This is a genomic window from Brevibacillus sp. 1238, assembly GCF_029892995.1.
Classification (GTDB): Bacteria; Bacillota; Bacilli; order Brevibacillales; family Brevibacillaceae; genus Brevibacillus; species Brevibacillus parabrevis.
The window spans coordinates 92,523-114,392 of the sequence record NZ_JARXWC010000003.1; the positions used below are offsets into that span (position 1 = coordinate 92,523).

At 53.3% G+C, this 21,870-nt stretch carries 23 protein-coding genes; 18 read left to right on the top strand and 5 right to left on the bottom strand.

The genetic code is table 11. From position 1 onward, the window contains the following. The first annotated feature begins 274 nt into the window (after positions 1–274). The 3 genes from M2298_RS08015 to M2298_RS08025 all read left to right on the top strand — a co-directional run bounded on the left by M2298_RS08015 (position 275) and on the right by M2298_RS08025 (position 2,313). The gene (locus M2298_RS08015) at positions 275–652 is read left to right on the top strand and encodes a Spx/MgsR family RNA polymerase-binding regulatory protein (protein ID WP_063229687.1); all 378 of its coding nucleotides are present in this window, start codon (positions 275–277) and stop codon (positions 650–652) included. A gap of 117 nt (positions 653–769) precedes the next feature. Beyond that, positions 770–1,528, top strand: a complete 759-nt coding sequence (locus M2298_RS08020; protein ID WP_122964980.1) for an enoyl-CoA hydratase/isomerase family protein — start codon at positions 770–772, stop codon at positions 1,526–1,528. Between the two features lie 140 nt (positions 1,529–1,668). After that, entirely contained in the window at positions 1,669–2,313 is a 645-nt protein-coding gene (locus M2298_RS08025; RefSeq protein WP_122964982.1) for an RsfA family transcriptional regulator, read from the top strand. Between the two features lie 71 nt (positions 2,314–2,384). Here the strand turns inward: M2298_RS08025 and M2298_RS08030 are convergent, their stop codons facing one another. Further along, positions 2,385–2,852: an N-acetyltransferase gene (locus M2298_RS08030; protein ID WP_063230368.1), complete on the bottom strand. Its 468-nt coding sequence runs from the start codon at positions 2,850–2,852 to the stop codon at positions 2,385–2,387. A gap of 275 nt (positions 2,853–3,127) precedes the next feature. Between M2298_RS08030 and M2298_RS08035 the strand changes: the two genes are divergently transcribed. The 10 genes from M2298_RS08035 to M2298_RS08080 all read left to right on the top strand — a co-directional run bounded on the left by M2298_RS08035 (position 3,128) and on the right by M2298_RS08080 (position 13,218). Beyond that, a complete protein-coding gene (locus M2298_RS08035; RefSeq protein ID WP_280648423.1) occupies positions 3,128–4,477 on the top strand; it encodes an acetyl-CoA carboxylase biotin carboxylase subunit in 1,350 nt (449 codons plus the stop codon). Between the two features lie 14 nt (positions 4,478–4,491). After that, positions 4,492–4,704, top strand: coding sequence for a biotin/lipoyl-containing protein (locus tag M2298_RS08040; protein WP_122964984.1), 213 nt, complete (start codon positions 4,492–4,494; stop codon positions 4,702–4,704). A 49-nt stretch (positions 4,705–4,753) separates the two neighbouring features. After that, positions 4,754–5,668, top strand: coding sequence for a hydroxymethylglutaryl-CoA lyase (locus tag M2298_RS08045; protein ID WP_242770964.1), 915 nt, complete (start codon positions 4,754–4,756; stop codon positions 5,666–5,668). Between the two features lie 14 nt (positions 5,669–5,682). Continuing rightward, complete coding sequence (locus M2298_RS08050) at positions 5,683–6,456, top strand: enoyl-CoA hydratase-related protein (RefSeq protein ID WP_173597029.1); 774 nt, start codon at positions 5,683–5,685, stop codon at positions 6,454–6,456. Positions 6,457–6,472: 16 nt separating this feature from the next. Next, complete coding sequence (locus tag M2298_RS08055) at positions 6,473–8,011, top strand: acyl-CoA carboxylase subunit beta (RefSeq protein ID WP_122964987.1); 1,539 nt, start codon at positions 6,473–6,475, stop codon at positions 8,009–8,011. A 203-nt stretch (positions 8,012–8,214) separates the two neighbouring features. After that, positions 8,215–9,177 (top strand): ketopantoate reductase family protein, encoded by a 963-nt coding sequence (locus M2298_RS08060; protein ID WP_173599294.1) that lies wholly within the window; start codon positions 8,215–8,217, stop codon positions 9,175–9,177. After that, positions 9,178–9,576, top strand: coding sequence for a DUF3397 family protein (locus tag M2298_RS08065; RefSeq protein ID WP_063230374.1), 399 nt, complete (start codon positions 9,178–9,180; stop codon positions 9,574–9,576). A gap of 53 nt (positions 9,577–9,629) precedes the next feature. Continuing rightward, positions 9,630–10,187, top strand: coding sequence for a helix-turn-helix domain-containing protein (locus M2298_RS08070; RefSeq protein ID WP_122964990.1), 558 nt, complete (start codon positions 9,630–9,632; stop codon positions 10,185–10,187). 114 nt (positions 10,188–10,301) lie between these two features. After that, entirely contained in the window at positions 10,302–11,921 is a 1,620-nt protein-coding gene (bshC, locus tag M2298_RS08075) for a bacillithiol biosynthesis cysteine-adding enzyme BshC (RefSeq protein ID WP_280648424.1), read from the top strand. Positions 11,922–12,162: 241 nt separating this feature from the next. Further along, a complete protein-coding gene (locus M2298_RS08080) occupies positions 12,163–13,218 on the top strand; it encodes an S-layer homology domain-containing protein (protein WP_173597032.1) in 1,056 nt (351 codons plus the stop codon). Between the two features lie 81 nt (positions 13,219–13,299). Here M2298_RS08080 and M2298_RS08085 read toward each other — a convergent pair whose 3' ends face one another. From M2298_RS08085 to M2298_RS08100, 4 genes are all read right to left on the bottom strand, one after another. Beyond that, positions 13,300–13,881 (bottom strand): hypothetical protein, encoded by a 582-nt coding sequence (locus tag M2298_RS08085; protein WP_242770970.1) that lies wholly within the window; start codon positions 13,879–13,881, stop codon positions 13,300–13,302. 135 nt (positions 13,882–14,016) lie between these two features. After that, positions 14,017–15,228, bottom strand: coding sequence for a CynX/NimT family MFS transporter (locus M2298_RS08090; RefSeq protein ID WP_280648425.1), 1,212 nt, complete (start codon positions 15,226–15,228; stop codon positions 14,017–14,019). Continuing rightward, a complete protein-coding gene (locus tag M2298_RS08095) occupies positions 15,225–15,926 on the bottom strand; it encodes a FadR/GntR family transcriptional regulator (RefSeq protein ID WP_122964995.1) in 702 nt (233 codons plus the stop codon). The genes M2298_RS08090 and M2298_RS08095 overlap by 4 nt, the downstream gene beginning before the upstream one ends. Positions 15,927–16,102: 176 nt before the next feature. Continuing rightward, complete coding sequence (locus tag M2298_RS08100) at positions 16,103–17,371, bottom strand: APC family permease (protein WP_122964996.1); 1,269 nt, start codon at positions 17,369–17,371, stop codon at positions 16,103–16,105. Between the two features lie 126 nt (positions 17,372–17,497). Between M2298_RS08100 and M2298_RS08105 the strand changes: the two genes are divergently transcribed. The 5 genes from M2298_RS08105 to ftsL all read left to right on the top strand — a co-directional run bounded on the left by M2298_RS08105 (position 17,498) and on the right by ftsL (position 21,813). After that, on the top strand, positions 17,498–18,424 hold the full coding sequence (locus M2298_RS08105; protein ID WP_122964997.1) for a LysR family transcriptional regulator: 927 nt from the start codon (positions 17,498–17,500) through the stop codon (positions 18,422–18,424). Positions 18,425–18,558: 134 nt separating this feature from the next. Further along, positions 18,559–19,818 (top strand): adenosylhomocysteinase, encoded by a 1,260-nt coding sequence (locus M2298_RS08110; protein WP_122964998.1) that lies wholly within the window; start codon positions 18,559–18,561, stop codon positions 19,816–19,818. Positions 19,819–19,969: 151 nt separating this feature from the next. Further along, on the top strand, positions 19,970–20,401 hold the full coding sequence (gene mraZ, locus M2298_RS08115) for a division/cell wall cluster transcriptional repressor MraZ (protein WP_063230384.1): 432 nt from the start codon (positions 19,970–19,972) through the stop codon (positions 20,399–20,401). A 17-nt stretch (positions 20,402–20,418) separates the two neighbouring features. After that, on the top strand, positions 20,419–21,363 hold the full coding sequence (gene rsmH, locus M2298_RS08120) for a 16S rRNA (cytosine(1402)-N(4))-methyltransferase RsmH (RefSeq protein WP_122964999.1): 945 nt from the start codon (positions 20,419–20,421) through the stop codon (positions 21,361–21,363). A gap of 39 nt (positions 21,364–21,402) precedes the next feature. After that, positions 21,403–21,813, top strand: coding sequence for a cell division protein FtsL (gene ftsL, locus M2298_RS08125; protein ID WP_122965000.1), 411 nt, complete (start codon positions 21,403–21,405; stop codon positions 21,811–21,813). The last annotated feature ends 57 nt before the right edge of the window (positions 21,814–21,870 follow it).

Genomic DNA, 21,870 nt, shown 5'->3' on the forward strand with positions numbered 1-21,870 from the left:
ACATAAGTGTATCCGATTTTGTTTGGCTTGTTAAGGTGGCAGTGTGCTATAACAACACATCCCCCAAATTTTCTGCCTAGTTTTTAGATTAACTACTATTGACATAGTGTTTATTGTAGATTTATAATCCAAAGTAAGGAAAGAATTTTTATTAGCTTACTTTTTGTGAGTTAATAGCTCAAAGCAATTGCATCCGGCAATTGGCAAAAGAGCACATGGAAACACCAAGAATACACGAAACCAAATGGGTATAGATGAGATGGAGGGGTAACCGATGGCAGTTGCTGAACGTACTCAAACACAAAAATTAACGTTTTTCACGTATCCGAGCTGCACATCCTGTCGCAAAGCCAAAGCATGGCTGGCAGAGAATGGCGTCAATTACGAAGAGCGTCACCTGTTTAAAAACCCGCCGACAGCCGAAGAGCTGCTCGACATCATCAAAATGACGACAAACGGACTGGACGAGATTTTGTCCACGAGAAGCCAACGCTTCAAAAACTTGGACGTCGATATTAATGACATGTCTGTCAAAGAGTTGCTGGAGATGCTGAGCGAAGAGCCGCAGCTTCTGAAGCGCCCGATTTTGACAGATGGCGAGAATTTGATTGTCGGCTTCAATTCTTCCGCGATGAAAAACTTGTTGTCCTGAAAAGGAGGAGGCATACTGCCTTCTCTTTTCTTTTTTTGCCCGCATCCGATATGATTTTGTCGCGCAAACCAGTAAAATAAAGCAAACAAAATCGAAGCAAAGGATGAGATTGCGCTCATGGATACCGTACTGCTGCAAAAAGAAGCGGGCATTGCCACGATTACGCTGAATCGGCCGCACGTACATAACGCGGTCAGCATGGAGCTGGTCGACGAGCTGCACCATGTTTTGGCGGACTGCCAGGCAGATTCGCAGGTGAAGGTGCTCATCATTACAGGTACAGGCAAAAGTTTTGTCTCCGGGGGAGACTTGAACCAGTTTATCGCGGCGCGCGGACATGATCAGGCGTATCCGCTGCTGAGCAAGGTGGCGGGACTGTTGTCTGCCATCGACACGTTCACCAAGCCTGTCATTGCCATGATCAACGGCGCTGCTGTCGGAGGCGGATGCGAATTTGCAGGCGCTTGCCATTTTCGCTTCGCCAGCGAGCAGGCGCGGTTCGGCTTTGTGCAGATCGGCATGCATATTACGACAGGCTGGGGCGGGGGAAGCCGGCTTCTCGACATGCTCCCGGAGTCGAAAGCGTTGGCTCTTTTGCTGGCGGGAGAAAGGCTGACGGCGCAAGAGGCCAAGTCGTACGGCTTCGTGGACGAAATCTACCCGCACGATCAGCTGCAAGCGGCTGTGCACGCGTTCGCGAAAAAAATCGCCGCGCAGCCGTTGGAAGGGATCGAAGCGTACATGCAGCTCGTCCGCTGGAAGCGGGAAGGAATCGTGCGGGCCGAGCGCATCGAGCGCGAGGTGGATCAATGCGCAAAACTATGGGGAAGTCCGGCGCATGTCGCCGTCGTGGAAAAATTTCTGAACAAGCAGTAACCGCCCGCCAGATGGTTCTTCTCGTTTAAACATTTATTTGCTTGGACATACTTTTTCTAGTAGAAAGCGATTCTACAAGAGTAGGGAAAAGCATAGGATGAACTACATCATCCTTTTTAAAGGTAACGGGAGGGACTCATATGGTAGCTTCCAGACAAGACGCATGGACCGAAGATGACGATCTCGTGTTGGCGGAAGTCACCTTGCGCCACATACGCGAAGGCGGTACACAACTTGCCGCATTTGAAGAAGTGGGTCAAAGGTTGGGCAGGACAGCAGCTGCGTGCGGATTTCGCTGGAATAGTTGCGTGCGCAAACGTTACGATGCGGCAATCTCGATAGCCAAAAGTCAGAGACAGCAATTGAAGAAGATGGGCAGGATTCAAACGCCAGCTACCATTGTGGAGACAGAGGCTGTTTTGTTGCCGCAAAGGCAATTGCCGCCTGCTGTTGCCGAGATGCAGGCTTCTGAACTGGAATCAGTGGAAGAAGAGCAAATCGAATCGGTTATTCGCATGCTCGTCAACCAGAAGGAAATGGCGAGGCGCTTGCGACAACTGGAACAAGAGTTGGAAGGCAAAGATTTGGAGTTAAAAGAATTGAAGGATGCGCATGAGCGAGCCAAAAAAGAACTGGAGCAGGTGCAGGGAGTAAATGACGATTACCGCGCGCTTGTTCAGATCATGGATCGCGCGCGCAAGCTGGCCTTTTTGCAGGAAGAGGAGTCCTCCAAAGCTATTTTCAAAATGGATGAGAACGGCAACCTGGAGCGAGTGGAAAAATAAATGCTGCGCAGCAAACAAAAAAAGAAGCGGTTACATTCCGCTTCTTTTTTCTGTCCTGTCCAAAGGAAGAGCTAGTCTTGCAGCTCCACATTCTCTGGCAACCAGACGTAAGGGTTTTCGCCGCGATCGCGCATCGGATTGTATTTGACAGGGGTAAAGCCCATTTTCAGCCAAAATTCGTCCGCACGACAGCGGGAGTTTGTTTTAATAGGAGCGCCAAAGCTTTTTGCGTGGTTAACCAAAGCCGTGCCGTAGTCTTTGCTGCGGTAATCAGGCAGGACTTCAAGCTTCCACAGCTCGTAGTAATCTTGGGCTGGTTGGAAATAACGGTCGTATTTCCCGTCGATTTTATAGAGGCTCATGCGTGCTACCAGAAGATCGTTGTCATAAATACCGTAAAAAGGAGATTCCGAATCGTTCTCCACGATGTTCGCCTCCAGGTCTTCCTTCATCGAAAGCTCCTCCAGGCCAAATTCGCGAAACTTTTGAAATTCCTCCAGTGTCTTGTAGTTGATCTGTAAACGTCTTACTTCAAACATGGTCAGCCACTCCTCTCACAGCTCTTTGCCTTGGCCGGCTTAGGCCACTCCCCTTTATTATACACCATGATCGGATTTTCCGAAGCGTTTTCTTTGCCGCGTTGCGGAATTGTCAGAAAGCGAAAAAAGGTTCATGGAAAAAATTTAAAAATTCTTTCTAGAACTATGTTCATTCTCATGGCAAAATAGAAGTAAGCATCACATGAAACAAACCGAGCAAACAATTTGGAAACGCTTTCGATTGGAGTCGGTTTGTCAAAGAGGGGAGCGTTGCCATGCGTAAGGTATTGATCGCAAACCGTGGTGAGATTGCCAGAAGAATTATGCGCACCTGCCGCGAAAAAGGAGTCGCAACCGTAGCCGTCTACTCGGATGCCGACCGCGACCTGCCGTTTGTCCGTGAAGCGGATGAAGCCGTCCATATCGGCCCGCCGCCAGTGCCGCACAGCTACTTGAACGTAGAGGCTATCATCGCGGCGGCGAAAAGCACGAATGCCGATGCCATTCATCCCGGCTACGGACTGCTTTCGGAAAACGAAGCGTTCGCGAGGCGCGTTCTAGAAGAAGGGCTTGTATTCATTGGACCTTCGCCAAAGGTCATCGGGCAAATGGGCGACAAGCTGACGGCCCGCAGAATCATGCAGGAGGCAGGCGTGCCTGTCGTGCCAGGCTGCGAAGATTCGCTTGCGACAGTGGAAGATGCGACAGCGCAGGCCGCTCAAATCGGCTATCCGGTCATGTTGAAGGCCAGTGCTGGCGGGGGCGGGATCGGCATGCAAATATGCCGTGAAGAGTCGCAGCTGTTGCAAGCCTATCAGTCGGCAAAGGGTCGCGCCAAAGCGTATTTCGGCAACGATGCGATGTACGTGGAAAAATATGTGGAGCGCCCGCGGCATATCGAGGTGCAGATTGCAGCCGACAACGCTGGCAATGTCATTCATCTGCTGGAGCGGGAGTGTTCCATTCAGCGCCGTCATCAAAAAGTGCTGGAAGAAAGCCCGTCGCCTTTTCTTGATCCTGCCACGAGAGAACAATTGTGCGAGGCAGCCGTCAAGGCAGCGAAGGCTGTCGGCTACACAGGGCTGGGAACGGTCGAGTTTATCGTAGATGAAAACAAAAATTTTTACTTTTTGGAAATGAACACGCGCTTGCAAGTGGAGCACGCCGTGACCGAAGAGATGACCGGATACGATTTGGTCGCTATGCAGCTGGCGATTGCCGATGGACAGCCGCTGCCAGTCGAACAGCGCGATGTTCAGGCGAAGCGGCACGCGATTGAACTGCGTGTGTACGCGGAAGACCCGGTGACGTTTTTGCCGTCGCCAGGCACGATCAGCCTGTATCAGCCGCCTGCCATGGAGCATGTGCGGATCGATGACGGGGTAGAGTCGGGAACACAGGTTACGCCTTTTTACGACCCGATGATTGCCAAAGTGATCATTTCCGGCGAGACAAGGGAAGAAGCTGTGGAGCGGGCGCAGGAAGCTATGCATCATTTTCTGATTACTGGTATTAAAACGAATATTCCATTTTTGCAGGAAGTATTGGCGGATGAACAGTTCCGGGGCGGAGACTACACCACCTGGTTTATTACGGAGCGAACAACGAAAACCAACTACAAGTAAGGAGAGGGTCTTGGATGAAACAAGTAGCAGCGAATATGGCAGGAACCGTCATTTCTGTTTTGGTGCAGCCAGGTGACACGATCAGCGAGGGGCAAGATGTCATCGTGTTGGAATCGATGAAAATGGAAGTGCCTGTCCAGTCGATGGAAGCGGGAAAAGTCGTGGAAGTGAAAGCGAATATCGGTGATTTTGTCAACGATGGCGACATTATCGTCGTTCTCGAATAATTTTTTTCTTTCCAAACTGAGCGGTCGCTAGGAAAGGGGCGGGAAGATTGTGAACGTGCAAATCGTAGAGGTTGGCCCACGCGATGGGCTGCAAAATGAGAGCGTCATCGTACCCGCAGAAGCAAAAATCGAGTTGATTAAGAAGCTGATCGACGCCGGGCTTGTGCGGATCGAGGCCAGCTCGTTTGTCAATCCGCGCTGGATTCCGCAATTGGCGGACGCCGAGGAAGTTTTGCAAGGAATACTTCCAGCCAGCAAAAAGGACGTGCGCATCAGTGCGCTGGTGCCAAACGTTCGCGGGCTGGAGCGGGCGCGCCTGTGCGGCGTGAGCGAAGTTGCCCTGTTCATGTCTGCCTCGGAGAGCCATAACCGCAAAAATATTAACAAAAGCATCACGGAAACATTTCCTGTGCTGGCGGAAGCGGCGAAGGAAGCGCTCGCTCTCGGCATGCGCGTGCGCGGGTACGTCTCCACCGTGTTTGGTTGTCCGTATGAGGGAGCCGTCCCTGTTGACAACACGAGAAGAGTGACCCATGCGCTCGTCGAGATGGGCGTGTCCGAAGTTTCGCTCGGGGATACGATCGGCGTGGCAACCCCAAAGCAAGTGCACGAGGTTTTTCAGGAGCTTGTGAAAGATGTTACGACCGAGCGCTTAGCCGGGCACTTTCACGACACGCGAGGAACCGGGCTGGCGAATGTCGTCGCAGCGTTGGCGGAAGGCATCCGGATTTTTGACAGCTCCATCGGCGGCTTGGGCGGATGCCCGTACGCACCGGGGGCGGCAGGCAACATTTCGACGGAAGACTTGGTCTACATGCTGCACGGAATGGGCTATGAAACCGGAGTTGACCTGAATCGGCTGACAGAGGCAGGTGCCTACATCCAGGAACAGCTGGGCAGGGAGCTGACTTCCAAAGTTTTGAAAGCAAACCTGGCAAAGCAAAAGCAGGAGGAGCATACGTAGAGAGGAAGGGCCACATGACGATTTCCTATCGAAAAGACGGGCTGGTCGGTGTCGTGACGCTTGATCGGCCGGATGTGTTCAACTGTTTGAACCTGGAGACTTTGACGGAACTGCGCAAGCTTATCGCCGAACTTGCCTGCGATCGCAGCACGCGTGTCGTCATCGTCACCGGGGCGGGAGACAAGGCATTTTGCTCCGGCGCGGATTTGAAGGAACGGCGAGGCATGTCGCCCGAACAGGTGGAAGTGTACATTCGGACGATTCGCGACACGTTCAGTGAGCTTGAAAAACTGCAAAAGCCGGTCATTGCTGCCCTCAACGGTTTGGCGCTTGGCGGCGGTACGGAGCTGGCGCTCGCCTGCGATTTGCGAATCATGAGCGAGCAGGCGCAAATGGGCTTGACGGAAACCTCTCTCGGCATTATCCCGGGAGCGGGCGGCACGCAACGGCTGCCGCGGCTAGTCGGCAAGGGCATCGCCAAAGAACTGATTTTTACAGCGCGGCGCGTTTTCCCGGCGGAAGCTTTGGCGATCGGGCTTGTCAACCGCGTCGTGCCGCACGAGCAACTGATGAATGTGTCCATGGAGCTGGCAGCGCAGATTGCGAGCAATGCTCCGCTGGCGCTGGCCCAGGCCAAGTTTGCCATCGACTGCGGCAGCGAAGTAGAGCTGGCAACCGGATTGATGATGGAGAGCAATGCGTACCAGCTGCTCGTTCCGACCAAGGACCGTTTGGAAGGACTGGCAGCTTTTGCGGAAAAACGAAAACCGATCTATCGCGGAGAGTGACGAGGGGGAGTAGCCGATGACCAAGCATTTGGAAGAGACGTTGCAGGAGAAGATCGCGCATATCAAGCAAGGTGGCGATGCCAAATACCACGAAAAGCTCAAGGAGCAGAACAAGCTGTTCGTCCGCGATCGGCTGAAGCTGTTGTTCGACGATGAGTTCATGGTCGAGGACGGGCTGTTCGCCAATGTCATGGCGGGAGATTTGCCTGCGGATGGCGTCGTGACTGCGATTGGAAAAGTAAACGGCCAGACGGTATGCGTCATGGCCAATGACTCTACGGTCAAAGCAGGCTCCTGGGGCTCGCGGACGGTAGAAAAAATCATTCGCATCCAGGAAACGGCGGAAAAAATGCGCGTACCGCTGATTTACCTCGTGGACTCGGCAGGCGCTCGCATTACCGACCAGTTGGAAATGTTCCCCGGCAGACGGGGAGCGGGACGCATTTTTTACAATCAAGTGAAGCTGTCCGGCAAAATTCCGCAAGTCTGCATTTTGTTCGGCCCATCTGCTGCGGGCGGCGCGTACATCCCGGCTTTTTGCGACATTGTGATCATGGTCGACAAAAACGCGAGCATGTACCTCGGCTCGCCGCGCATGGCGGAGATGGTGATCGGGGAAAAGGTGAGTCTGGAAGAGCTGGGCGGCGCCCGGATGCATTGCTCGGTGAGCGGCTGCGGCGATGTGCTGGCAGCAAACGAAGAGGAAGCGATTCAGTCTGCGCGCACCTACTTGAGCTTTTTCCCGGCGAACTACAGCGAGCAGCCTCCGCTCCAAGCGGCAAAAGCGCCGATCGAGACGGCCAAAGACATCACTACTATCGTACCGGAAAACCAAAATGCCGCGTTCAACATGCACGATCTCATTCAATCGCTCGTTGATGCGGATTCATTTTTCGAGATCAAGAAGCTGTTCGCGCAAGAGCTGATTACGGGTCTTGCCCGTCTGGATGGCAAGCCGGTCGGGATCATCGCCAACCAGCCACGGGTAAAAGGCGGCGTCCTGTTCGTCGATTCCGCCGACAAAGCGGCGCGCTTCATTACTTTGTGCGATGCGTTCGGCATCCCGCTGCTGTTTTTGGCCGACGTCCCAGGCTTCATGATCGGGACCGCAGTAGAGCGGGCGGGCATCATCCGTCACGGAGCGAAAATGATTTCCGCTATGGCCGAGGCGACCGTACCGAAAATTTCCGTGATTGTGCGCAAGGCGTATGGAGCCGGACTGTACGCCATGGCCAGCTCGGCGTTTGAACCGGACGCGTGCATTGCCCTGCCTGGAGCGCAAATCGCGGTCATGGGCCCGGAAGCTGCCGTAAACGCTGTGTACAGCAACAAAATTCAGGCGATCGAGGACCCGGCAGAACGTCAGGCGTTCATTCAGGAGAAGCGCAAGGAATACCAGGAGGACATCGACTTGTATTTGCTGGCTTCCAACCTGATCGTCGACGCGATTGTGCCGCCGAGCGGTTTGCGCCATGATCTGATTTCGCGCTACGAGATTTACAAGGGGAAACGGCAAGTTTTCTCTGACCGTAAGCATCCCGTTTATCCTGTATAAATATTCGTTGAGACTGTCGCTATCCCGCGGCAGTCTTTTTTGAGCAGATTGAAAACGGCGAGCAGTTGACCGCTTGAAAAACAAAGGAACGTGGCTGATAGAAATTTTTCGATAATTTTGATCTTTTTTGTTCCAATCAATTGAACAATCTCCTAAACTCTGCTATTCTTATAAAATAAGTATTGATTAATGTAGGTGAACAAATGCAACCCGATACAAGCGCTTTGCAAGTGGTTGTCGTTGGCGGAGGTTCCGTTGGTTTGCTGTATGCAGCAAGGCTTGCGCTCGCTGGTCAGTCCGTGACCGTCGTAACGCGCAGTTCACTACAGGCGAATCAACTCATGGAGCAAGGACTGTGGCTCCACAGTCTGGACGGCCAAAAAAACAGAGTAAACGTACAAGCCCAACCGATTGCAGATGGATTGCCGGAAGGGAACTTGTATTTGCTCACTGTTAAACAGCCCGATTTGCCCTTGCTACTCCCGGCTCTTGCCGAAATCCCTCCGTACGCGCGTGTCATTGCCTTGCAAAACGGCATGGGACACCAGGAATTGCTCGCATCTGTACTGGAGGATGCGCAATGCTACTTCGCCATTCATACAGAAGGAGCCAGAAGGCATTCTGCTACGGAAGTGGAGCATACCGGAACAGGGACGCTTCGCGTTGGTCCCTGGCAGGAAAAGGCAGACCGCGATGCTTTGATTGACGCATTCGTCACATGGGCAGTCGAGGCAGGCATCACAGCGCTTTATGAAAAAGCAATCGAACCGCATGCGTGGAGAAAGCTGTTGGCCAATGCCTTGATCAACCCGCTCACGGCATTGTTTGAGATTCCGAATGGCGCCCTCCTCGACAGTTCATATACGCAAGGACTGATGCGTGATTTATTTAATGAAGCTGTGGAGGTAGCTGCTTTTTCCGGACAGAAAATCGGCGATCCCGAATGGCAGGAAATTGTCGCCATTTGCCGAAATACTTCCCGTAATCTTTCCTCCATGCTTCAGGATGTGAAGCGGCAAAAACCGACGGAAGTGCAAGCAATCAACGGCTACCTCGTGAAGCGGGGAAAAGAAGCCGGGATTCCTACTCCGTTGCACGAAACCTTGCTTCGCGTCATTCTTCTCAAGACAAGCATGGGAATAGGGAAGGAGGGGAGGCGACAGTAGATGGCCGTGTGGACAACTTTCTGGTCCTATTTTTGGGGTACGCTGACCGTAGTGCCTTTCTTGGGGTTTCCGCTTGTTTACTTGATCGTGTACATGTGGAAGCGGAACAAGAGATTGGCCGGTCGCTGGGCGGTGAATATCACGAATTTTTTGGTGATTCGCTCCGCTGTTTCCGCATACGAACTCATCTGGCCTGAGGCGATGTCAGCCTGGTGGTGGGTGAGCTGCTTTTTCCTCGGCGCCATTGTGCTTTTGGGATGGCTCCAGGTCAAGCTGAAAGGAAAGCTATCTCTGAAAAAGGTCGGGTTTTCCGCCTGGCGGTTGTCGTTTCTCTGGTTTGGACTTGTCTATATAGTGCTGTTTACGACCGGCATAATCAAGACGATGGGTGTCGTGTAACGCACTGACTGATACATATCGTATTTATTCCGATAAGAAAGAAGGTTGGAACTATGCGACTTCCCATCGAGAGCATCGGACATAAGATTCGGATGATTCGAAAAGAACGTGGATTTACTTTGGAGATCATGGCAGGCAAAACAGGGCTCAGCAAAGGGCTGCTCAGCCAGGTGGAACGGGGGATATCCCAACCGTCACTGGATTCTCTCTGGAAAATTACAAAGGCCCTGGAGTCTCCGATCATTCATTTCTTCGAAGACATCGATCAAAAGCAAGTACACGTGACACGTCTGCAAAAGCGCAGACAGCTGGTTTTTCCCGAATCGACCGGCACGTATTCGTTGCTCTCGATGGGAGGAAGCGCCAAGCTGGGCATGCTGGAAGTGCGTCTGATGCCGAAGGAAATGGTCACAGACAAATTCGTCCAGTCCGAAGGCGAGGAGTGCTTTACCGTCATATCGGGTAGCGTGACAGCGAGGTTCAATGATGAAGAGCACGTGTTGGAGGCGGGAGACAGCATCTCGTTTGACAGCAGCAAGTCGCACACGATTGAAAACAGCGGCGAGGTGGAAGCTGTCCTGATCTGGTCTGTTACTCCGCCGCAATTTTAAAAAGATGCCAGCTCTACACTTTGACAACCCATTTAAGCGGGTTGTCTTGTTTTTTGTGAATGCCTGGCGTGGTATAATTTGCAGTGACCATCGCCCTAAGAAAGGTGAGCTAGCATGAATGTTGAACGCGTTGCGCTTCCATTGGCAAATCGGCTGGCGCGAGAGTACCAGCAGCAAAACGAGTCTGCCCTGTCATTTTTTGCCCATAATCCCTACCGAGATCAGGCATACCGGGAGCGGCTGGAGTGGCTGTCCACCCAAACCTTCAATCGGCTCCAACTGGCGGAAGGCTTACATAACTTTAATCAGGCGATCGGAAACCACCCCGAAGCGCTGGACAAAATCGAGTTGTTGAAGCAGCAGGATACATATGTCGTCATCGGCGGTCAGCAGGCAGGCGTCCTGACAGGCCCGCTGTATACGATCAACAAGGCCGTCCATTTGATTCAGGCGGCCAAAAAGCTCTCTGCCGAGCTGCAAGTAAACGTCGTCCCGGTCTTTTGGATCGCGGGCGAAGATCACGACATCGATGAGATCGACCACGTGTACTGGACGACGGATGGCGATACGCGTCTGCACAAAGAGCGGCTGTCGCTGAAAAAGAAAGGTCGTGCGTCTGCAAGCAAGCTTCCTTTGGAAGAGGAAGTGTGTATGCAGTTCCTGGAAACGTTTTTCCAGGAACAAACCGAGACGGCGGAAACGAAAAACGTACGGGAATTGCTGACGCAAACGGCGAAAAGCTCATCCACGGTAGTGGAGTGGTTTGCGCGTCTTTTGGCGCAGTTGTTTGGCAAGCATGGCTTGATCCTTGTCGAGTCATCGCTGCCTTTTGTCCGGGAGTTGGAACGTCCCGTATTTCAGCAGGTGATCGAGAAAAACGAGCAAATGGCCCAGTTGCTGGTGCAGGCTTCCGAGCGGCTTGCCACAGCGGGCTACCCGTTGCAGCTTGAAGTCGACGAACATCAGGCCAACTTGTTTATTTATGAAGGCGAGGATCGACTTTTGCTTTCCCGCCATCTGGATCGCTTTGTCAACAGACGGCAGTCGTACAGCCGCGACGAGCTGCTTGCGCTTGTCCAGGAACAGCCGGAGCGGTTCAGTGCCAATGTAGTCACGCGCGGTCTGATGCAGGAGCAGCTGTTCCCGACGCTTGCGTTCATTGGCGGACCCGGTGAAATCGCCTACTGGGCGTATTATCGCGAAGTTTTTGCGTTGTTCGGGATGCAGATGCCGATCGTTTTGCCGCGGATGTCGATCACTTTGGTGGAAGGGGCGCATTTGCGCTTGCTGGAGGGTCTGGAGCTGTCTGTCGAGCAGGTTTTGACCGGCTTCACCGAATGGAAAGCTGACTGGGAGAAGAAACAAGGCCCGCATCCGCTGCACGAACAATTCGCCCAAGTGCGCCAATCGATTGAGCAGCTCTACCGTCCGCTCGTGGACGAAGTGATCCGGCTGGACCCGGGAATGCGCGGGCTGTCGGAGAAAAACAGCACGCTCTTGCTCGAACAAGTCTCCTTTTTGGAGGAGCGGCTGATTCGTTCCTTGCAGCAAAAAGAAGACGTGGCCTATAACCGGATCAAGCGAATCGAGACGACGCTGTTGCCGGAGGGCGGTCTGCAAGAACGCAAGCTGTGCTTTTTCCCTTTTGCAAACAAGTACGGATTGGAATTAATTGATCGCATGGTCGAAGCGCCATTCACCCATGACGGGACTCATCAACTGTTTTTTGTCTAGAAATCGCCAAAGCCGACTGCTCGTCCTGGACGAAACGTCGGCTTTTTTCTATGAAAAACGTCTCGATGTTTTTCAGGAAATGGGATGTGCCTGCTTGGCTTGCGGTCAACAAAACGGACATGACCATTTTGGTTGTTGCACCGCTTGTGGGAAAAATTTCTAACGAATAGACCGAAACTTTTCCGACAAATTTTGCGTCCTACGAATAAGGCAATTCCTGTGAGGAAAGGTGGTACTCGAGATGCAGAACAAGTTGCGACAAGTCGGGAAAAAAGCCACTGTTTTGGCGCTTGCCTGGTCAATCGCATGGGCGGGCGCGGCATTTGGTGAGTGGAATCGGGCACAGGCCAGGGAGGAAAAACCCGTGGCTTCCGCAGGCTCTTTCCTCGACACAAAAGGACACTGGGCAGGAAAAGAGATTGAATTGGCAGCGAAAAGCGGGTTGATCCAAGGCTTTCCGGACGGCACTTTTCAGCCGGAAAAAACCGTTACGCAAGAGCAATTTCTTGCCTTGGTGGAGCGTGTGCTGCCATCCTATAGCGGATTTGAGCCTGACGCTTTTGTCAAAGAGACGTATTTGGCTCCTTCCGTAGGTCGCTGGTCAGAGCAGACGTACCGTCATTTGGCGGCAGCAGGCATTATGTCGACAGGCAAACCGACAGACGGGATGACCAGACTGGAGGCGGCCCGCATTCTTTTGGCGGCGCTCGGACATCAATCCGAAGGGGAAAAGTATCGGGGAACGACCACGCGCTTTTTCTCTGATTTGTCTACCGCCAACGAACAGGAAGTCATGACCGTGTACCCTGCGTACAAGATGGGCTTGCTCGCCGGATACCCGGACGGCTCTTTCCGTCCCAATAGTGCGATCAGTCGGGCACAGGCGGTCGTGATGCTGACGCGTCTGGACAGCAAAATCGAAGAGCTGTTCCCGGGCGAAGTGACGGCGAGCGAGAAAAAAGGGATGAGCGATGCGGTATCGGCGTTTGTCCGCGAAGTAATGGAGCAAAAAAAGATCAGACGCTATGCTGATCTGCAAGCTTACGTCAAAGAGAACAAGCTGAATGTCAGCGAACCGTTTTTGCGCGAGCACTTCTCTTTTATGAAGTACGAAGTCTACGATTACGTGCGGTTCCCGCGATTTAATGAATTGATGTACTATGCTAAAATCGGCACGAACAAATACAGGCTGACCGTGCAATACTATGCCGGAGAGCTTGGCGGAAGCGTCGACAAGACCTTTTACCTGTCCTCCCAGGATGGGAAGACGTTCCGATTGATTGGGAAAGATGAATAGCGGGTGTGGAAAAGCGAAAAAGCAGGGGGCCTTCCCTGCTTTTTTTGCTGCCAGCGCTGTTGCTGTTGCCTGCAAAAGGGGCTACTGTTTTCCTTGAAGCTGACGGATGAGTTTCCGGTTGAAGGCAACGGCGTCATCAGTCGTAGTCGTGTCATTGAGCAGGAAGGTAGTCATATAAGAGGCGTTTTGATGGTGAAAGGAATAAAAGGCATACGTTCCGGAGGCGGCTTCTTTTTGCCCGTATTCGACTGTGATTCCTTCTATTTCGGCTGTCTTGGCGTCATGTAAGGAGTTTTTCATCGTGCTGATTTCCATGATGATGATTGGCCTGCCCGCGTACTCGCCATAAAAGATTTCACGCTGCTGCCGGTTGCGCATTTCCGCTTTTTGCTCGTCCGTGATTGGCAAAAGTTCTCCCTTTTCATCGGTATACACGATGGTTGCGATAGAGGGGCCAGCGATTTGTTGCCCGTTTACGATGGGCGGATAGCGAATTTCTGCATACTTGACGACCAGCTTGCCGTTTGAAGGAACAGCGATATCCATACCGATTTGCTCCTCCATCTGCTTTTCGATAGCCGAGGGAAGCGTGTTTGATTGCGGTTCGGCACAGCCGACCAGAAGCGACAGAGTCATCGCGGTACATAGCAGCAGACGTTTCATTTTCCAGGCTCCTTCCTCGCAAGGGTATTTTTCTATATTTTACCATACAGGCGAGTTGGGTAGATACTCTGCTCCCCGAACAAAAAAGCGTGCAAGCCTTCGAAGGGCTCTTGCACGCTTTTTTGAAGCTTGTTTTTACACCGTCTGATTACGCCCGGCACCGATTCCGCTCAGGATTACGAACAGGCTGACGAAGCAGAGGATGGTGAGGGGCAATGTCCACGATTGCTGCCAGTCGTAGACGAGTCCGACGACAATCGGTCCTACCGCGGCCAACAAGTAGCCGATGGACTGGGCCATGCCGGACAAGCGGGCTGCCTGGCGTACGTCTTGTGCACGAATGACGATAAACGTGAGGGCGAGACTGATTGCTGCGCCTTGCGAGACGCCGAGCAAGAGCAGGCAGGCATACAGCAAGACCGTGCTGTTTCCGATCAAAAGCCCGGCGAATCCGAAGAGGGAGCAAAGCCCGATGACGGCAGCCAGCAGACGCTGATTGGACAATCGGGAAGCGATCACCGGGGTGAAAAAGCTCGCGGGCAAGCTGATGGCCTGAACAAGCGAGAGCATCCACCCGGAGCTGGCTTGGCTAATGCCGTGCTGCTGCAAAATAGCGGGCAGCCAGGCGATCGTGCAATAAAACAAAAAGGATTGCAGCCCCATGAACAGCGTAATTTGCCAAGCGAGCAGGGAACGCCACAGCCCTGGCTGCTTTTTTTGCCCGGCGTGTTTGACAGAAGCACTTCCGGCAGAGCGAAGCTGCGGAAGCCAGACAGCGATGGCGAACAGGACGGGAAGCGCCCAGGAAAAGAGCGAGCCTTGCCAGCCCCAATTCCCTGTACTGGCGAGCGGAATGCTGATGCCGGAAGCAAGAGCGGCGCACATGGACATCGTAGTCGTGTACACACTGGTCATCAAGCCGGCTTTTTGCGGGAAACGCTGTTTGACCAGCCCCGGCAGCAGCACGTTGCAAATCGCGATGCCAGCTCCCACCAACGCGGTTCCGGCAAACAAGGTGAAGACGTAGCCGGACGAGCGCAAAATCAGGCCGATGAGAACGACAAGCAGTCCGGCAAAAAGTGTTCGCTCTGAGCCGAGCCGATGCCCGATCCCCGGAGCCAGAGGGGAGAGCAGCGCAAAGGCGAGCAAAGGAACCGTCGTCAACAACCCGGACATGCTGTTGGACAGCCCGAGATCGCCTTGAATGGAGCCGACCAACGGCCCGACGGCAGTCAACGGTGAGCGCATGGCGAACGTAATCAGAATGATTCCGGCGATGATCAGAAACGGTTTGGGGGTGGCTGGCTGCGCGTTGCTTTTCGCAGTTGCCAATGCTGTCGGACTCATAGGTCAAGACTTCCTTTCTGTATCTGTTCCAAAAGAGCGGTTTTGCTTGCTTGAATCAGGCTCCTTGCCGCTTCCTCGGCTGCGTCTGCATTTTGCTCCGCAATCGCTTGAACCAGCGCTCCATGTGTCTGCGCCTGTTCGTCCATCAACTCTTTTACATCGACTGTACCGCCTACGGACATGTGCAGCGACTCGGTCATTTGCTCGTACAGATCGATCATCACGCTGTTGTGGGTCGCGCGGGCAACCGCGATGTGGAACGCGACATCCGCCGAGATATAGCCCTGGGGATCGTGCCTGAGCGAGAGGGACGTGTCCAGCTTTTGCCGGATCGTCTGCAAATCGGCTTCTGTCCTGCGGCTTGCCGCCAGTCTGGCGATCTCGCGCTCCAGTCCGTAGCGCACCTCCAAAATTTCCAGTAAAGTCGAGCGCTTGAGCCGACGCTGCATCGCCGCGCCAAACTCGCTCGCTGCGCGGACGTACGTGCCGTCCCCTTGCCGCGCTTCGAGCATGCCAGTGTGAATCAGTGCCTGTACCGCTTCGCGAAGCGTATTGCGGCTGATGCCTAGCTGTTCGACCAATTCAGGCTCAGGCGGGATGCGTTCCCCGACCTTCCAGCTGCCAGACTCGATTCGTTCGACGAGCTGCTCCGCGATTTGCTTGACGAGCGAGGAACGAACGGGTTTTTGCAATGTCATGAACGAAACCTCCAAACATCCGATGATTGGGAATGTCGTCATTGTAGCACGGAGAAAGCAGGTGCACAAGATTCATAAGCTAGGAAACTGTTTAAAGCGAAAAAAAGACAGGCGCTTCTCCCGGAGCGGAAGAGGCAGCCTGTCGCTGCTGTTGCGAAGGTCATGTTTTTGGATCATCAAGCTTTTTGCTTTTGTTTTTGCCAGACGAGCAAGACGGCAGCGATCACGAGCGGGTACAGCGCAGACCAGCCGAGAAACGGGTACAGGCCGACGGTGAAAACAAGCGACGTCCAGGCAGCCAGCCGCCCGAAGCGATGGTCGCGCAAAAGCCGCACACCAGCGAGACAGCCGCCGATGTAAGTGGCGAAAAAAGTCGCGTTGGGCAGTTCGATCAGTCGTGCCAAATCAATCAGTCCGAGGTACAAAACCGTCAGCACGACAACAAAGCAGAGGGAGAGAAACAAAAGCCCGCCGAGCGGTGTCCGGTATTTGGCGTGCAGCAGCCCGAACCAGCGCGGAGCGATCTTTTCCTGCGCCAGAGAATAGGCGATGCGCGACGCTGCGCCGATGTAGGCGTTGGTCGTGGCAATACAGATGAACAAAGCCGTCACCGCAACAATCCAACCGCCTAAAGGGCCGAGTGTGAGCTGAACCATGACAGAGAGCGCAGCAGCCGAGATGCCTGCCCCGTAACTGTGGGTGGCTACGGTCATGAACGCTACGGAAAAGTACAGCAAGGCGACGATTCCGGCGCTCCACAGCACACCGCGAATGGCATTTTTCGCCGGATCGACAAATTCTTCCGACAAATGCGTAACCGCCTCCCAGCCGATAAAGCACCAGAATAACAGACCTGCCGCCTGGATGACGCTCAGCCAGCCGTTGGGAACGAAAGGGGTGAAGTTGCTGACGGAAGCGTGGGGCAGGGCAGCGACTACGGCCAAAATCAGGATGGCGATAATCAGGGAGACGACGATGGTCTGGACGCGTGCCGCTACGTGCATTCCGAGAATATTCATGATCACGACTGCGGTCAAAATCAGTGCCGCAGCGGTGTAAATTTGCGTGTCGCCCCAGCCGAGCAACAGGGCGAGGTAGTTCGCTCCGGTCACGCCGAGGATCGGGGCGCCGATAGGCACAGATAATAGAAAGAACCAGCCGACGATATTGCCGAAACGATCGCCGTAAGCCGTGCGGACAAAAGTGGAGACGCCGCCGGAGCTTGGATAGCGGGCAGATAGCAGTCCCATCGTAATCGCCATCGGCAAAACGAGAATCGACATGACCAGCCAGGCGAGAATCGAGGCTGGGCCTGCTTTTTCCGCTGCCAATCCGGGAATCAGCAAGACCCCGGACCCGATGACAGCGCCGATGTACAGGGCGACGATTTGCGGCAGCCGCAACGTTTTGGCCAAGCCCGCAGTTTGCACAGTTGCTTTTTCCATGAATGTTCCCTCTCTTTATGTTCGGTTGTTTGTAGAGGTAGTGTAGCATAGACATTATCATCGGAGTTATCTATAATATTAGATAATTGAAATCGGATTTTTCGATGAAAAAGGAGGGAGCCGTTCATGGATACGCGCTACTTGCTGACGTTCCGCGAGGTGGCAAAATGCCAAAGTTTTACCCGTGCCGCAGAGGTGCTGGGCTACGCGCAATCAAGCGTCACGACGCAGATTCAGAACCTGGAGGCGGATTTTGGAGTGACGCTGTTTGAGCGGTGGGGGCGGAAAATCAGGCTGACCCACGCCGGAGAAGCGCTGCTTGCGTACAGTGAACAGCTGCTGGCGGTTCTCGATGAAGCGAGGGCCAACTTGTCCGAGCAGGCTCAGTTGGCTGGCACGCTGCGCATCGGAACGGTTGAATCGCTTGCGGCGTTTTTCCTGCCTCCTTTCTTGCAAAAATTTCGCCAAGAACACCCGCGCATGCGGATTTTGCTGAAGCCGGGAATTTGTCACGACTTGCGGCAAGGCGTCAAGGAAGGGCATCACGACTTTGCCTTTGTGCTGGATTGGCTGCAAGACCATCCCGAGCTGGTCAACGTGAATCTGGGGGAAGAAAAGCTGGTCGTCATCGCCGCGCCCAACCATCCGCTGGCACAGGTAGAAAAGATCGAAGCGCGCGATTTTATCGGAGCCAACTGGATTTTTACCGAAGCAGGTTGCAGCTATCGCTCGATCATGGAATCGGTTTTGCGCGATGCCGGGGCTGCGATCGAGTCTTCCTCCGAGTTCGGGAGTCTGGAGGCGATCAAGCAATGCGTCGCATATGATTTAGGGATTGCGCTCATCCCTGCTATCGCGGTTGGCGAAGAGGTGAAAAACGGAACGCTTGTCATCCTGCCTTTTTCCCACCCGGATGTCCGCGTTTACCGACAGTTGGTTTACCATAAGAAAAAATGGATGCCGCAAGCTTTGCTGCGCTTCCTCGAACTGTTGACGGCGAGTGCTCCGCCGCAGCCGCTGCCAGGAAAAAGCGACTTGCCCGCTGCGCGCTAGGGAAGCGGCGAGACGATGCGCTTACAAGCGATGTGCGACAAAATTGGCGGGAATAGGAAAAACAGATGATGGTTGTACTTGCGTATGATATGATAGACAAGGTTGTGTTATGAGATAAAGGAGGTTACCCATACATGAACACGGTTTCAGAAAGCATTGTAAAAGACATGTCGCTTGCCCATAGCGGCCATTTGAAAATTGACTGGGTAAAAGAGCATATGCCAGTTCTTAACCGCATTCGCGAGCGCTTCGAAAAAGAGCAGCCGTTTGCGGGACTGAAAGTGGCAATCTCCTTGCACCTGGAAGCAAAAACAGCTTACCTGGCAAAAGTGGTGCAAGCTGGTGGCGCAGAAGTGACCATCACTGGCTCCAACCCATTGTCTACCCAAGACGACATTTGCGCGGCTCTGGTTGAAGACGGCATTCGCGTTTTTGCGAAGTACAATCCAGACCCTGCTGAATACAAAGAGCATCTGATCAAAACGCTGGAAACTCGCCCTGACCTGATCATTGACGACGGTGGCGACCTGGTGACCATCCTGCACAGCGAGCGCCGCGATCTGCTGGCTCAAGTGCGCGGTGGGGCAGAAGAAACGACAACAGGTATCCTGCGCCTGAAAGCACTGGAAAAAGAAGGAAAGTTGGAGTTCCCGATGGTAGCGGTGAACGACGCTTTCTGCAAATATTTGTTTGACAACCGCTACGGTACAGGCCAATCCGTATGGGATGGTATCAACCGCACGACAAACCTCGTAGTAGCAGGCAAAACGGTCGTTGTTGCTGGCTACGGCTGGTGCGGCAAAGGGGTAGCTATGCGCGCGAAAGGTCTTGGCGCGAAAGTAATCGTAACCGAGATCGACGCGATCAAAGCGGTAGAAGCGTACATGGATGGCTTCGAAGTGATGCCGATGAGCGAAGCTGCAAAACACGGCGACTACTTCGTGACCGTAACCGGAAACCGCGATGTGATCCGCAAAGAGCATTTTGAAGTGATGAAAGATGGCGCTATCTTGTCCAACGCTGGCCACTTCGATGTCGAAGTGAACAAAGTCGAGCTTGGCGCTTTGTCGACATCGAAACGAATCGTGCGCAAAGACATCGAAGAATTTGTCATGGCAGACGGTCGAAAACTGTACCTTCTGGCAGAAGGCCGCCTCGTAAACCTGGCAGCAGGCGACGGTCACCCAGCTGAAATCATGGACATGACATTCGCGCTGCAAGCTGTTTCCTTGGCGCACGTCAATGAACAGTACGAGCAAATCGGCAAGAAGGTACTGAACGTGCCTTACGAGCTGGATGCCATGGTTGCTCAGTACAAATTGGAAGCATTGAACATCGGTATCGACAAATTGACCGATGAGCAAAAATCGTATCTCGATAGCTGGGTCGAATAAGACGCGAAACCCGTCCTTTCCCGGCAAAAAAATCAGCGAAAAAATCCTGCTTACAAACGCAGGATTTTTTTTTATAATAGCAAGTAGGCGACAAGGTGGGGAAAAGTGGGGGAAAGTGGAGCCACAGGACAAGAAAGTGGGGGACCAGGGCGTGTTCATGGGGGAATACCAGCATAGCATCGACGAAAAAGGCCGCCTGACCATCCCTGCGAAATTCCGTGAAGGACTCGGAGCTTCCTTTGTCATTACCCGCGGACTTGACCAATGCTTGTTCGCTTATCCGCTGGAAGAGTGGAAGCAGCTGGAGGAAAAGCTCAAGACGCTTCCTTTCACCAAAGCAGATGCACGCGCTTTTACACGGTTTTTCTTTTCCGGTGCAACCGAATGCGAGTGGGACAAGCAGGGAAGGGTAAACATACCGCCCAATCTCCGCGAGCATGCGGGCATGCAAAAAGAATGTGTGATCATCGGTGTGTCCAACCGCGTAGAGGTGTGGAGCAAAGAACGTTGGGAAGATTATTTCGCCCAGTCGGAAGGCTCTTTTGGAGAAATTGCTGAGAAACTGGTTGATTTTAATTTGTAGCAGCGAGAAGAACAGGAGTGACGACATTGTCGTTTCATCATGTAACAGTATTGAGGGATGAGGCTGTAGACGGCCTGAACATTCGGCCTGGAGGCATCTATGTGGATTGCACACTTGGCGGAGCTGGTCACAGCAGCCTGATTGCTTCCCGTTTGACCGATGGCGGTCGTTTGATTGCCATTGATCAGGACGACTGGGCGCATGAAAATGCCCGGGAACGCCTGGCTCCCTATATGGATAAGGTAACATTGGTCAAAAGCAATTTTCGCCATCTGAAGGAGATTGTCAAAGATTTGGGGCTTACAGGTGTAGACGGCATCCTGTTCGATTTGGGAGTGTCTTCGCCACAGCTTGACGAGGGGGAGCGCGGTTTCAGCTACAACGCCGATGCGCCGCTCGACATGCGAATGGATCAGCAAGCGCCCTTGTCCGCTTATGACATCATCAACGAATGGGACGAAGAAGAGATTGCCAAGATCATCTGGCTGTACGGAGAAGAGAAATTTTCCCGGCGAATTGCCCGGCAAATCGTGCAACAGCGCAAAAAGCAGCCGATTCAAACAACAGGCGAACTGGTCGAGCTGATCAAGGAAGGGATTCCGGCAGCGGCGCGACGCACAGGCGGACATCCTGCGAAGCGAACATTTCAGGCGATCCGCATTGCCGTCAACGACGAGCTGGACTCGTTCAAAGAAGCCGTCATCGATGCGATCGAGCTTTTGAATCCGGCTGGCCGCGTGAGTGTCATCACGTTCCACTCGCTGGAAGATCGCATTTGCAAGCAAGTGTACCAGGATTATGCCAAAGGCTGCACATGCCCGCCAGCGTTCCCGATTTGCACATGCGGAAACGAAGCGATCGTCAAAATCATCACGCGCAAGCCGATTTTGCCGTCAGAAGAAGAACTGCAAGTCAATCCGCGCGCACGCTCCGCGAAGCTGCGGGTAGCGGAAAAGGTCTAGAGTGAGCAAAAGCGACGAGGAAGAAGGGGTGAGAAAACGTTGAGCTATTACTACCAAGGCAATCTGGCAATGGAACTGGAAAAGGAATCCCGCTCCGTCACCAAAACAACAAAACGAACAGTCCGAATCAAGCCTACCATTCCGACAGGCGAAAAGTTGCTCTATCTCTTGTTTATCTCGCTGACAGTAACCGGTCTGGGAATGGTCGGGGTAAGATACTCGCAAATTTCCCAAATGAACTATGAAATCCAGAGCACCAAAAAAGAGAATCGCCTGATAGCCGAAAACAACGCCACTCTGAAACTGCAAATCGAGCAACTCAGCAACCGCGATCGCATCCAGAGAGAAGCCGAGCGACAAGGCATGGTGTACAATGCGAATGCCGTACATACGATTGGTCAGGAGAACGGAAAGGCGAGTTCGCTTCAACAAAAGCCAAACCAGCCTTAAATCAATGTTACTGCGTCTATTGTGCGGTAACATTTTTTTCTTACCCCCGATCAATGA